Consider the following 12,861-nt stretch of genomic DNA (forward strand, 5'->3'; position numbering starts at 1 on the left):
CCTCGGCAGGGGGCCGCGTTCTGCCGCACGCCGTCGCGATGCCGCGGTTGGCGGCCAAAACCGCCGGCGTTCGCGGTAGACTGTCGGCCATGTCGCTCATTCGCCTCGCCCTTCTGTCGCTGCTGCTGGTGCTCTCGGCGTGCAGCAGCGAGCAGAACGATCCCTACCCGAAGTCGGAGCGCGGCCAGAACATCCTCTATTCGGCGTTCACCGACCGCCCGAAGCACCTCGATCCGGTGCAGTCGTATACCGAGGACGAAATCACCTTCACCGCACAGATCTACGAGCCACCGCTGCAGTACCACTACCTGAAGCGGCCGTACACGCTGATTCCGGCGACCAGCGCAGCGGTGCCGCTGCCGCGCTACTACGACGCGCAGGGCCGGGAACTGCCGGCCGATGCGCCGGCGGCGAAGATCGCGCGCAGCGTCTACGAGATGCGCATCCGTCCCGGCATCCGCTACCAGCCGCATCCGGCCTTCGCCACCGACGCGACCGGCCAGCCGGTCTATCGCGATCTTGACGCCGAAAAGCTGCGCGGCATCGACCGGATCGCCGATTTTGCCGAGACCGGCACCCGCGAGCTGGTCGCCGACGACTATGTTTACCAGATCAAGCGCCTCGCGCACCCGCATCTGCATTCGCCGATCTTCAGCATGATGGGTGAGCGGATCATCGGTCTGCGCGAACTCGGCACTGCTCTGCACGAGGAGGCCAGGGCGCTGCCGCCGGGCTCCTGGCTGGACCTCGATCGCTTTCCGCTGGCGGGCGTCAGCCGCGTCGATCGCTACACCTACCGGATCGAATTGCGCGGCAAGTACCCGCAGTTCCCCTACTGGCTGGCGATGCCGTTCTTTGCGCCGGTACCGCGCGAGGTCGACCGCTTTTACAGCATGCCGGGGATGGCCGAGAAGAACCTGACGCTCGACTGGTACCCGGTCGGCACCGGGCCGTTCATGCTGACCCGCAACGACCCGAACAGCCGCATGGTGCTCGAACGCAACCCCAACTTCCACGGCGAGACCTACCCCTGCGATGGCGAGCCGGGCGACCGGACGGCCGGGCTGCTGGCCGACTGCGGCAAGCCCTTGCCGTTCATCGACAAGGCCGTGTTCTCGCGCGAGAAGGAAGCGATTCCGTACTGGAACAAGTTTCTGCAGGGCTATTACGATGCTTCGGGGATTTCGTCGGACAGCTTCGACCAGGCGGTGCGGCTCGGCGTCGGCGGTGACGTGCAACTGACCGACGAGATGCGCCAGAAGGGGATCCGGCTGCTGACCAGCGTGCGGCCGTCGGTGTTCTACATGGGTTTCAACATGCTCGACCCGGTCGTCGGCAGCCTCTCCCCGCAGGCGACCAAACTGCGCCAGGCCTTGTCGATCGCCATCGACCAGGAGGAGTTCATCTCGATTTTCATGAACGGTCGCGGGATCGCCGCGACCAGTCCGTTGCCGCCGGGAATTTTCGGTTATCTGGAGGGCGAGGCCGGCAACAACCCGGTGGTCTACGACTGGGTCGACGGGCGGGCCCGGCGAAAGCCGATCGAGCTTGCCCGGCAGCTGCTCGCCGAAGCCGGCTGGCCGAACGGTCGCCATGCCAGGACCGGCGAGCCGCTGGTCCTCAACCTCGACACCACCAGCGGCGGCATGGGCGACAAGTCGCGGCTCGACTGGCTGACCCGGCAGTTTGCCAAACTCGACGTCCAGCTGGTCGTCCGCTCGACCGACTTCAACCGCTTCCAGGAGAAGATCCGCAAGGGCGCGGTGCAGCTTTACTACCTGGGCTGGAACGCCGACTACCCCGATCCGGAGAACTTCCTGTTCCTGCTCGCCGGCTCCGAAGGCAAGGTCGCGGTGGCCGGCGAAAATGCTTCCAACTACGTCAATCCGGAGTTCGACCGTCTGTTCGAGCAAATGAAGAACATGGAGAGCGACGGTCCGCGCGGCGCCGAGCGGCTGGCGATCATTCGCCAGGCGATCGCGCTGCTGCAGCACGATGCGCCGTGGATCTTCGGCTTTCACCCGAAGAGCTATACGCTGGGCCACGACTGGTTGCACAACCGCAAGTCGACCGACGTCGGCAACAACATCCTGAAGTACCAGCGGATCGACGTCGCCAGGCGTGCGCGGCTGCGGCAGGAGTGGAACGAGCCGGTACTCTGGCCGCTGCTGGCAGTGGCGCTGCTGCTGGTCGCCGTCGTCCTGCCGGCCGCGATCGGCTATCGGCGTCGCGAGCGGGGAACCGCGCTGATGGCCGCCGCGATGCCGGCGCGCCGGCCTGAGGTATAGTCGCCAACCATGCTCGCCTACCTCGTTCGCCGCCTGCTTTATGCCTTGCCGATCCTGATCGGCGTGAACGTGATCACCTTCGCGCTGTTCTTCGTGGTCAACACCCCCGACGACATGGCGCGGATGCAGCTCGGCGTCAAGCGCGTGACGCCCGAAGCGATCGGCAAGTGGAAGGCCGAACGCGGTTACGACAAGCCGCTGTTCATCAACCAGGCGGCCAGCGGCAGCGCGGTGTTCACCGACACCATCTTCTTCAGCAAGTCGGCGCGGATGTTCGCCGGCGATTTCGGGCGTGCCGAGGACGGCCGCGATATCGCCCGCGAGATCACCTCGCGGATGGGGCCGTCGCTGGCGATCGCGCTGCCGACCTTCGTCCTCGGCTTGCTGGTGACCGTTTCGTTTGCCCTGCTGCTGACCTTCTTTCGCGCCAGCTACCTCGACTTCTGGGGGGTCGTGCTGTGCGTGGCGATGATGTCGATCTCGGGCCTGTTCTACATCATCGGCGGCCAGTTCCTGATCAGCAAGATCTGGCGGCTGGTGCCGATCTCGGGCTATGGCGGCGGGCTGGATGCGTGGAAGTTCGTCATCCTGCCGGTGCTGATCGGCGTCATTTCGGGCATCGGCTCGTCTACCCGCTGGTATCGCACGATCTTTCTCGAGGAGATCTCGCGCGACTACGTACGCACGGCGCGGGCCAAGGGGCTCTCCGAGCTGGTGGTGCTGTTTCGCCACGTGCTGCGCAACGCGATGATCCCGATCCTGACCGGGGTGGTGGTGGTCATCCCCTTGCTGTTCATGGGCTCGCTGCTCACCGAGTCGTTCTTCGGAATACCCGGCCTGGGCAGCTATACCATCGATGCGATCAATGCGCAGGATTTTGCCGTCGTCCGGGCGATGGTCTTCATCGGTTCGGTGCTGTACATCGTCGGCCTGATTCTCACCGACCTCTCGTACACTTTTGTCGACCCACGGATCCGTTTCAACTGATGGCTTTCCTGCCGGTTATTCTCTGGTCCGACGCGCTGATCTGGCTGCTGTTCGTGGCGGCGATCGCCTTCGGCTGGCTGTCGGCGCGCAATCCGCTGTGGCGTACGGCCTGGCAGCGGGTCGGCCGCAGTCGCGCGGGAATGGCTTCGGCGACGGTCCTGCTGGCCTTCGTCGCCGTCGGTCTGCTCGATTCGCTGCACTACCGGCCGCGTCTGGAAAACGACGCCGGGCAGGGGGCCGGCAACGCCGGCGGCCAGCCGGCGGCCTACGCCGTCGAGGTGCTGTCGTTGCTCGACTTCATTCTGACGCCGCTGCGCACGCAGAACGAGAAGACCTATTCGGAACCGCTGGCAACGCGCGCGTACGCCAAGGAGTCGATCGAGTCGCGCGACGCGGCTGGCCAGTTGCAGCAAAGGCGCGACTACCCGCGGTTGCGGCATGGCGGCGCGCATCTCGGCGTCGACGAGGGGCGCCGCGATGCCGACATCGGCTACCGTCTGCTGCGAGCCGTCGGTCTGGCGCTGCTCGCCTGGTGGGCCGTTGCCGCGGCGACGGCGGCCGGCCTGGCCCGCGCCGAGGCTTGCTCGCACCGGGCGGCGTGGCGGCGAATCTGGCGCAACGAGAGCGATTTTGCCTGGAACGCGGTGCTCGCCGCGTTCGGCAGCCTGTTGCTGGTAGCGCTGCCGCTGGCGATGCTCGCGACGCATTATCACGTCTTCGGTACCGACAAGGTTGGTCAGGATGTCCTCTATCAGGTGCTCAAGAGCGTGCGCACGGCGCTGGTCATCGGGCTGGTGACGACGCTGGTCACCTTGCCGCTGTCGATCCTTCTCGGCGTGCTGGCCGGCTATTTCCGGGGCTGGGTCGATGACCTGATCCAGTACCTTTATACGACGCTCAGTTCGATTCCCGGGGTGTTGCTGATCGCCGCGGCGGTGCTGATGATGCAGGTGCTGATCGACAACCATCCGCAGTGGTTCGCCACGGCTGCCGAACGCGCCGACCTGCGCCTGCTGGCGCTGTGCTTCATCCTCGGCGTGACCAGCTGGACCGGCCTGTGCCGGCTGTTGCGCGGCGAGACGCTGAAGCTGCGCGAGCTCGAGTACATCCAGGCCGCGCAGGCCTTTGGCGTCGCCGACCTGCGGATCATCGGGCGGCACATCCTGCCCAACCTGATGCATATCGTGATCATCGCGCTGGTGATGGACTTCTCGAGCCTGGTCCTCGCCGAGGCAGTGCTCTCGTACGTCGGGATCGGCGTCGACCCGACGATGATCAGCTTCGGCACGATGATCAACAACGCGCGCATGGAACTGGCCCGCGAGCCGGCGGTCTGGTGGTCGCTGAGCGCGGCTTTCGTGTTCATGTTCACGCTGGTGCTGGCCGCGAACCTGCTGGCCGATGCCGTCCGCGACGCCTTCGATCCGCGCATCGCGGGGTCGGCATGAGCGCGGAGGCGAGGGTGAGCGACGAACTCCTGCTGGCGGTACGCGCTTTGCGGATCGCTTTTGCCAGCGGCCGATCGCTGCTGAGCGCCGTCGATGGCGTGGACTTTCAGGTCGCCGCCGGCGAGACGCTGGCCTTGCTCGGCGAGTCGGGTTGCGGCAAGTCGGCGACCGCGCTGGCGCTGCTGCGCCTGCTGCCGGCAGCCGGTCGGATTGCCGGCGGCGAGGTGCGTTTTGCCGGCCGTGATCTGCTCGCGCTGCCCGAAAGCGAGATGCGGGGCGTTCGTGGTGGCGGCATGGCAATGATTTTCCAGGAGCCGGCGACCAGCCTCAATCCGGTCCTCACCGTCGGCCACCAGCTCGGCGAGGTGCTTGCGCGTCATCTCGGGCTGACCGGGCAGCGAGCGCGTCAGCGTTCGCTGGACCTGCTGAGCGCGGTCGGCATCGCCGACCCCGAACGCCGCCTCGGCGAGTACCCCTTCCAGCTCTCCGGGGGCATGAAGCAGCGGGTGATGATCTCGCTTGCGCTGGCCGGCAATCCGCGCCTGCTGATCGCCGACGAGCCGACGACGGCGCTCGACGTCACCATCCAGGCGCAGATTCTGGAGTTGCTGCGGGGCTTGCAGGCCGAGCGTGCGATGGGCATGCTGCTGATCACGCACGACCTCGGCGTCGTCGCGCAGATGGCGACGCGGGTGGCCGTGATGTACGCCGGTCAGATCGTCGAGGAGGCGCCGCGCGCGGTCTTCTTTTCCGCCGCCCGCCATCCCTATACGCAAAAACTGTTTGCTGCCTTGCCCGATCTGGCACGCCGTGGCGGCAGGCTGGAGACCATTCCCGGGCAGGTGCCGCCGCTGTCCGAAATGCCGACCGCTTGCCGCTTCGCGGCGCGCTGCGCGCACGCTTGGGAGCTCTGCCGGCAGCAGGCACCGGTGTGGCGGCAGGTCGCTGCCGGTCATTGGCTGCGCTGCCATCTCGACAGCCTGCCGGGAGGCGGTGGGGCGGCTGCGGGCGGCCTCGCTGACGGCGCCGCGCTGGCGGCGGCCGAAGCGCCCGAAGGGGCGCTGCTCAGCGTCCAGGATCTGCGGGTGCACTTTCCGATCCGCCGCGGCATCCTGCAGCGCACCGTCGGGCACGTTCGGGCGGTCGATGGCGTCTCGCTCGAACTGGCGCGGGGCCGGACGCTGGCGCTGGTCGGCGAGTCGGGCTGCGGCAAGACGACGGTCGGCAAGGCCATCCTGCAATTGATCGCCGCCAGCGGCGGCACGGTGCGACTGCTCGGGCAGGAACTCGGCGGCCTGTCGGGTAACGCGCGGCGGCCGCTGCGCCGCCGCATGCAGATGATTTTTCAGGATCCCTTCGCTTCGCTCAACCCGCGGATGTCGGTCGGCGAGATCATCGGCGAGGGCCTGAGCGCCTTGCGGGTCGATATGCAGCGGCAGGGCCAGGTCGCGGCGATCGCCTCGGTCCTGCAGCAGGTGGGCCTGGAGGCGGCCGCCGCCGGGCGCTATCCGCACGAGTTCTCGGGTGGCCAGCGGCAGCGCATCGCCATCGCCCGCGCGCTCGCCGTGCAGCCCGACCTGGTGATCTGCGACGAGCCGACATCGGCGCTCGATGTCTCGGTGCAGGCGCAGATCCTCAATCTGCTCGGCACGCTGCAGGCCCGGCTCGGGCTGGCCTACCTGTTCATCACCCACAATTTCGCAGTGGTCGACCATCTCGCGCACGAGGTGGCGGTGATGTATCTGGGCCGTATCGTCGAGCGCGGCACGGTCGATGACGTCCTGCGCTCGCCGCAGCACCCGTACACGCGTGCCTTGCTGTCAGCCGTTCCCACCGCCCGTCTCGATGCCCAGCCGGAATTCATCCGCTTGCCGGGTGAAACGCCGTCACCCGCCACGCCACCGGCGGGTTGCCATTTCCACCCGCGTTGCCGGCAAGCCAGCGCCGCCTGCCAGCAGCGCTATCCCGAAACGACGACGCTATCCGCGACGCACAGCGTGCGTTGCCACCTGTATTCGTAGGGCTGCGATGCGCTGTCGGCGGGGGCAGGGGCGCCGCCGCCTTGCTACAGGGTGGCGCCCTGCTGAACCTGCTGGATGGTCAGCACCAGACCAGGCTTGATGCCGGTCGCCGGAATGCGGTTCCAGCGCAGCAGGTCATCCTTGTCGACCTTGAACTGCCTGGCGATCGAAACCAGCGTGTCGCCGCGACGAATCGTGTATTGCGCAAGCCTGGTCGCCTTCTTGGTGCCCGCTTCGGCGTTTTTGGCCGGCGCCTCGGCGCTCCTGGGCGCTGGCACGACAAAGCTGACCCTGGCCACGTTCGCTCGCAGGTCTGGCTTCCGGTCAACGTCGGCGGCGTCGCTTCGCGACCGCGCTGACGACACTTTGGCCGGCTCGGGAGCGGCCACCGCGAGCTTGCTGCCAGCGGTCACTCGATCCGAGCGCAGCTTGTTGAGCTGCTTGATCTCGGCCACGCTCATGTCGTAGTGATCGGCGATGCTGAACAGCGTTTCACCCTTGCGTACGGTGTGGGTGCGCGTGCTGGCTGCCGGCGCAGGCTTGCCGTCGCGCTCCGCCACAACCGTGCGCGGTGCCGCAGCCGGTGCCGGAACGCTGGCTTTTTCGGGCGCCGCAACCGTCAGCTTGCTGCCATGCTGCACGCGGTCCGAGCGCAGCTTGTTGATCTGCCTGAGTTCCGCCAGGCTCATGTCGTAACGCTGGGCGACCGCGAGCAGTGTTTCGCCTTTGCGCACGGTGTGCGTCTGCGTGCGCGTGCGAGCGGCAGCGGCTGCGACCGGGGCCTGGTCCACGACTTGCGGCAGGCGGGTGGGTGCGCTGACGACCGGCTGCTCGGGGGAGGTCGCCGCGTTGGCCACGTCTTCGGGGTCCGCGCCATCCTGCCCGGCGACCAGCAGCGTCACTCCGGATGCGACGCGGCCGCGGCCCTGGATGCCATTGGCCGCCTTGAGGCTGGCCAGGGTCATCCCGAACCGCGGCGCGACCTGTTCGAGCTTCTCGCCGGGGCGCAAAGTGTAGGCTTGCCACGACGACAGTGGCTTGTCGCTTTCTTCGTGCGTCTCGAGGTTGTGCTTGAAGGTGGCAACCTTGTCGGCCGGAATCACCATCGGCGTCTCGGACTTGATGACCGGGCGGTTGTGCGAAGGGTTCAGGGCGACGAATTCCTGCACCGGCATTTCGGCCAGCTGGGCCGCCAGTTTGACGTCGATATTGGTGGGCTTGGTGACCGTCGCGAAGTAGGGACGGTTGGGAACGCCATGAATACCGAGGCTGGCGAGGATGTTCGGGTTGCTGAAGATGTTCTTCAGGGCCTGCAGCTTGGGCACGTAGTTGCGCGTTTCCTCGGGCATTTTCAGGCTCAGGTAATCGGTTGGCAGGCCCTGCGCCTTGTTCTTGTTGATCGCCCGTCCGACAGCGCCTTCGCCCCAGTTGTAGGAGGCCAGCGCCAGATGCCAGTCGCCGTGCAGTTCATAGATGTATTGCAGGTAATCGAGCGCGGCTCCGGTCGAGGCCACGGTGTCACGCCGTTCGTCCACCCACCAGTTCTGTTCCAGCTTGTACTGCTTGCCGGTAGCCGGGACGAACTGCCACAGCCCCGAAGCGTGACTGCGCGAGTAGGCGGTCGGGTTGTAGGCGCTCTCGACCATCGGCAGCAGGGCCAGTTCCATCGGCATGCCGCGCTTCTCGAGTTCGCCGACGATGAAATGCAGGTAGCGGCTGCTGCGTTCGACCATCCGGCGCAGGTAGTCCGGGCGATTCGAGTACCACTGTTGGTGATGGAGCACCAACTCGTTGTTGATGTTCGGCATCGAGAAGCCACGGCGCAGATGCTGGAAAAGCTCCTCGGAGTCGGACGTCAGGTCGATGGTTTCAGGCAGTTGTGCCGGCGCAGCCACTTCGATGACCGGCAAAGGCCCATCGGCGCCAACCGGCACGGCTGCGGCCGGCGGTGAACCGTTTTTCTGCGGCAGGGAAAGGTTCGCCAGCGGCACCTGGCTCGCCACTTCGTCGGACCAGGCGGTACTGCAGCCAAGAGAAAGGGCGATTGCGTATGCGATTCGTGGCGTCATCCGTAGGTCCTGTTCTCGTTCTCGGGCGGGTGCCACTCATCCCGACGACGTCGGTCCGCGTGGTCGAATCGCCAAGCTACAAGCTGGTGATTATAGAACAATCATGCGGTCAACGTGGGTATCAATTGCGCAGGAAGGTGATCTGCCTTGCCGACATCAGGAGCCAGAGGTGGCTGGCCGGCGACCTTTGGCCCTTGCCTGGCGGCGACCCGGTCGCACTCCGCAGCGCGGGCGGAAAGCACAAAGCCCAGTCAGACTGGGCTTTGTGCTTGGAATCGCTGGCGGAGTGGACGGGACTCGAACCCGCGACCCCCGGCGTGACAGGCCGGTATTCTAACCAACTGAACTACCACTCCGTGCTTCATTCCCGATGGCAAATAGGCTCTGGCCAGCAAGGAAGGTGCGCATTATAGCCGATTTCTGCGGGCCGGCAAGTGGAAAACAGCGTCTTGCCGCGCGTCGCCCGATAGCGCCGATTGCCGCCCGCGGTCAGCCGATAGCCCCCAGCAGGGCGGCAATGTTCGGTCGCGCTTCGCGCACGTGTTGCAGGCACTCGTCCCACTGCTGCGGAAGCAGGGCCAGCGTGTCGAGCAGCGCACGTCGTTCGGCATCGCCTTCCGCAGCTGGCTGTCCGGCGTCAAGCGCCGCGTAAGCTGCCTGATCGGCGAGGCCGATCAAGGCGCAGAACGTGCGTTCCTCGCCGGCGGCATCTGGATCATGATGATGGGCGATCGCCGCGACGTACCTGGCCGGCAGATCCCAGCGTTCGGCGACCATTTCGCCGACTTCGGGATGGGTGAACTCGAACAGCGTGCGTTCGGCCTCGAGGCTGCTCAGCGCGGCGGTGCCACGACGCAGCGCCAGCACCTGATGGTAGCCGGGCTCGGCCTGAACGGCGAAGATCAGCTTGCCGATATCGTGCAGGATGCCGGCCATGAACGCTTCGTCGGCCGAGCAGCGCAGCCGTGGCGAAAGAAAGCGTGCCGCGGTTGCGGTGGCGATCGAGTGCTTCCAGAAGTCCAGCAGGTTCAGACGTTCGGTGCGGAAGGCATCGAAAGCGCCAACCGAGATGATCATCCCCTGCACGTTGGTGAAGCCGAGGACGCGCACGGCTTCGGCGATGGTGCTGACGCGCCGGGAGTAGCCGAAGAAGGCCGAGTTGGCAACGCGCAGGATCTTGGCCGAGATCGCCGGGTCGTTGACGATCACCCGTTCGACCGCCCGCGCGTCGCTGTTCGGATTCTGCAGCACCTTCAGCGCGTGGACGACGATCGTCGGCAGTGTCGGGACTTCGTAGAGGTCGACCGGCCTGAAGCGGGCCATCGGCTCGGTGGTCAGCTTGTTGCCGCCGGACGTGTCGCCGAGTTCGCAGAGGCTTGGCGACAGCCCGGGATGCATCAGCTGGAAGACGTGCATCGGGTGCGGCAGGTCGCGCAGGCGAAGCATGCCGGTGTCGCGCAGGCTGATGCCGGCCGGCAGCGATTCGCGCACCAGCGCCTCGGTCGACGCGGTGAGCAGCGTCTGCCCGCCCAGCGTCACCGCCAGCAGACGGGCGCAGCGGTTGACGGTGGTGCCGAAGTAGTCGCCAGCGCTCAGGTACGCGGCGCCGGTGTGCAGGGCGACACGCACGCGCAAGCCGGCCCGCGTTGGCCAGCGTTCGGCGGCGAGGCTGGCCTGGATCCGGCAGGCAGCCCGGAGGGCGTCGGCGGCATCGTCGAAGGTGGCGCAGAAAGCGTCGCCGACAGTCTTGAAGACGTAGCCGTGGTAACGCTCGATGGCCGAGGAGAGCAGAACGTTGTGGCGCTGCAGCGCCACGCGCATCGCCACCGACTCGGTTTCCCACAGGTTCGTCGAGCCTTCGATGTCGGTGAACAGGAAGGTGACCGTAATCAGCGACGCATCGCCCAAGGTAAGTTCTGCCGGTACCATTTGCTGCCTCGCTTGCTTGTCACCGGGGGTCGTCTGCCGTCGCGACCCGGTGGGCGGTCGATGGACGATGGGCCAGAAAGTTTCCCCCGCCGATGAGAGTATCCCGGCTTGCGGCGGTTGCCGTCAATCGCCGGTTCCGGCTGATTCCGGGCGGCCGCTGGTACCGGCAAGGCCGCGATGGCCGGCCGCGGTCGCCGTCCGCGCGCGCAAGTCCTATTTGTCGCAGGGTGTCGCCTCCGCACTGCCGTTCCTTGGTGGTCGCTTGGCAACCGCGGCCCAGCGCCGTCCGCTGCCGCGAGGGAGGCGGCCCGAGGGCCGCGCGTACGGCGTTCCGGCCGAGGCGGCCAGGCGACCAGCGGAAAGTCAATTGTCATGCCTGCCGGTGAGAGATCGACCAATTGACCGCGGCATCGAGCGTCAACGATACTCTCGGCAGGGCATCTGGATTTCCCCTCCTCGATGCTTGCCACAAGAGTATGTGAAGATGATCGCGACCTCGATTTCGCATGGAGGTGACAATGGACGGCAACTTTTCGGCATTGGTATGCGGGCTTGTCGTTGGCAGTGCCCTGCTTGTTTCTGCGTGTGCCGGTTACAGCGGCAGCAATCTCAAACCGGGTGTGTCGACGCTGCCCGAGGTTCTTGCCTCGATGGGCGAACCGGCGATGGTCTGGAAGAATCCGGATGGCAGCGAACAACTGGCGTACCCGCGCGGCCCGCTGGGCACGCAGACCTTCATGGCGTACGTCGGCCCTGATGGAAAACTGCAGCGCATTGACAAGGTGCTGAACACCGAGCATTTTGCGCGCATCCAGGTGGGAATGAACAAGGACCAAGTGCTGCGCGTGCTTGGTCCGTCGGGGTCATCTTGGACGCAGTTCTACTCGCGGAGCAATTTGCTGGCCTGGTCGTGGCTGTTCTGCAACAGCTGGAATTCACAGGAGTTTTTTGATGTGATGTTCGACGCGACGAGCGGCATCGTGCATTCGACGGGGCAGCACCCGAATTTGTCGGGGCGAGATGGCGCCCAGCCTCTTTGCGGGCAATGACGGAAGCGTTGGCGTGCTGACGGTGCGGACGACTCGCTGCTTCGCGGGGTGGTCGTGAGGTCGCTTGGCAAAGCCCGCGCTTCGCCGGCCGACCACCCGACGTATCGCTCCGCCCACTTTCGCTTGCGGTGTCGAGATGGCGATTACCGACTGGCCTGACGACGAGCGACCGCGTGCGCGCCTGCTGGCACAGGGCACGGCTTCCCGGTCGGATGCCGAGGTGCTGGCGATCTTACTGCGGGTCGACAGTCGGGGCCGACGTGCGGTCGATCTGGCGCGCCAACCGATTGCTCGCTTCGGCGCCCTGACACGTTTGGTTGCCGCCGGCCAGGTCCTGGCTGTGCTGCGAACGCTGGGTCGATCTCCGCGCGCGGGAGAGACTCGCGGAACAATCTCAAGCATTCGCGAAGGGAAGGTCGATCCCCGCGTACGCGGGGGAGACGCGTCGATCATTTCGAGCGTGAGCATGACGCCGGGTCGATCCCCGCGTACGCGGGGGAGACGGTACGGTGGGCACGTGTCCTAACGGTGGCACGGGTCGATCCCCGCGTACGCGGGGGAGACACATAGACGGTTTTTGGTGTGACGCTTTGTGTAGGTCGATCCCCGCGTACGCGGGGGAGACCGGTACTGTCGATGACAGTACCGCTGACCGCAGGGTCGATCCCCGCGTACGCGGGGGAGACGTTTGGTTGAAGTCCGCGTGCAAGCGGACCGCGGGTCGATCCCCGCGTACGCGGGGGAGACGGTGGGAACCTCCTTGGAAGGCTTCAGTGCCAGGGTCGATCCCCGCGTACGCGGGGGAGACAGGATCGGCCGATAGTTCCACAGCTCATTACCAGGTCGATCCCCGCGTACGCGGGGGAGACGGTCTGATTCCTGCAATTCATGGCTCCCGATGGGGTCGATCCCCGCGTACGCGGGGGAGACCCGGGTCAGCGAACGCGGTGTCAATTTGCGGCACATTAAGGCCAGCGAATCGCGGCGTAATGCGGCCAGGAGAAGTGGCTGTTTTAGCGGTTTCGGACGGGTCGGTTTTACGCCGTTTTTAGGCTTCTTGCAACGTGGCA

7 protein-coding genes, 1 tRNA gene, 1 pseudogene and 1 CRISPR repeat array are annotated in these 12,861 nt (G+C 66.2%); of the genes and pseudogenes, 6 read left to right on the forward strand and 3 right to left on the reverse strand.

The annotated features are described in order from the left end of the window. Positions 1-89: 89 nt before the first annotated feature. Genes Q1L50_RS06515 through Q1L50_RS06530 form a run of 4 tightly spaced genes read left to right on the forward strand, consistent with a single transcriptional unit; the run spans position 90 to position 6,744 of the window. Positions 90-2,288: an ABC transporter substrate-binding protein gene (locus Q1L50_RS06515; protein ID WP_300336891.1), complete on the forward strand. Its 2,199-nt coding sequence runs from the start codon at positions 90-92 to the stop codon at positions 2,286-2,288. A gap of 9 nt (positions 2,289-2,297) precedes the next feature. After that, positions 2,298-3,275: an ABC transporter permease gene (locus Q1L50_RS06520; RefSeq protein WP_300336893.1), complete on the forward strand. Its 978-nt coding sequence runs from the start codon at positions 2,298-2,300 to the stop codon at positions 3,273-3,275. Continuing rightward, positions 3,275-4,723 carry an ABC transporter permease gene (locus Q1L50_RS06525; protein WP_300336895.1) on the forward strand — a complete coding sequence of 483 codons (1,449 nt, stop codon included), beginning with the start codon at positions 3,275-3,277 and terminating at the stop codon, positions 4,721-4,723. Before Q1L50_RS06520 ends, Q1L50_RS06525 begins: the two co-directional genes overlap by 1 nt. Before the next feature lie 29 nt (positions 4,724-4,752). After that, positions 4,753-6,744 (forward strand): ABC transporter ATP-binding protein, encoded by a 1,992-nt coding sequence (locus tag Q1L50_RS06530; RefSeq protein WP_300336904.1) that lies wholly within the window; start codon positions 4,753-4,755, stop codon positions 6,742-6,744. A 44-nt stretch (positions 6,745-6,788) separates the two neighbouring features. Here the strand turns inward: Q1L50_RS06530 and Q1L50_RS06535 are convergent, their stop codons facing one another. The 3 genes from Q1L50_RS06535 to Q1L50_RS06545 form a co-directional block, all read right to left on the reverse strand. Continuing rightward, a complete protein-coding gene (locus tag Q1L50_RS06535; protein WP_300336896.1) occupies positions 6,789-8,813 on the reverse strand; it encodes a LysM peptidoglycan-binding domain-containing protein in 2,025 nt (674 codons plus the stop codon). A 279-nt stretch (positions 8,814-9,092) separates the two neighbouring features. Continuing rightward, positions 9,093-9,169, reverse strand: a tRNA-Asp gene (locus Q1L50_RS06540). Between the two features lie 133 nt (positions 9,170-9,302). After that, positions 9,303-10,742 (reverse strand): HDOD domain-containing protein, encoded by a 1,440-nt coding sequence (locus tag Q1L50_RS06545; protein WP_300336898.1) that lies wholly within the window; start codon positions 10,740-10,742, stop codon positions 9,303-9,305. Between the two features lie 518 nt (positions 10,743-11,260). Here Q1L50_RS06545 and Q1L50_RS06550 point away from each other — a divergent pair. Both Q1L50_RS06550 and Q1L50_RS06555 read left to right on the forward strand, forming a co-directional pair. Further along, entirely contained in the window at positions 11,261-11,791 is a 531-nt protein-coding gene (locus Q1L50_RS06550) for a hypothetical protein (RefSeq protein ID WP_300336900.1), read from the forward strand. Between the two features lie 136 nt (positions 11,792-11,927). Then, positions 11,928-12,116: pseudogene (locus Q1L50_RS06555) on the forward strand (UPF0758 domain-containing protein); the annotation flags it as partial. A gap of 30 nt (positions 12,117-12,146) precedes the next feature. After that, positions 12,147-12,721: direct repeats of the CRISPR family, unit length 28 nt; unit sequence GGTCGATCCCCGCGTACGCGGGGGAGAC. Positions 12,722-12,861: the final 140 nt, after the last annotated feature.

The organism is Accumulibacter sp., from assembly GCF_029255145.1.
In the GTDB taxonomy this organism is placed as follows: domain Bacteria; phylum Pseudomonadota; class Gammaproteobacteria; order Burkholderiales; family Rhodocyclaceae; genus Accumulibacter.

Excerpts from the sequence above, each read along its gene's own strand:
- Q1L50_RS06535 (WP_300336896.1), bottom strand. The coding sequence starts at position 8,813 with ATGACGCCACGAATCGCATACGCAATCGCCCTTTCTCTTGGCTGCAGT.
- Q1L50_RS06525 (WP_300336895.1), top strand. The coding sequence starts at position 3,275 with ATGGCTTTCCTGCCGGTTATTCTCTGGTCCGACGCGCTGATCTGGCTG.
- Q1L50_RS06515 (WP_300336891.1), top strand. The coding sequence starts at position 90 with ATGTCGCTCATTCGCCTCGCCCTTCTGTCGCTGCTGCTGGTGCTCTCG.
- Q1L50_RS06520 (WP_300336893.1), top strand. The coding sequence starts at position 2,298 with ATGCTCGCCTACCTCGTTCGCCGCCTGCTTTATGCCTTGCCGATCCTG.
- Q1L50_RS06550 (WP_300336900.1), top strand. The coding sequence starts at position 11,261 with ATGGACGGCAACTTTTCGGCATTGGTATGCGGGCTTGTCGTTGGCAGT.
- Q1L50_RS06545 (WP_300336898.1), bottom strand. The coding sequence starts at position 10,742 with ATGGTACCGGCAGAACTTACCTTGGGCGATGCGTCGCTGATTACGGTC.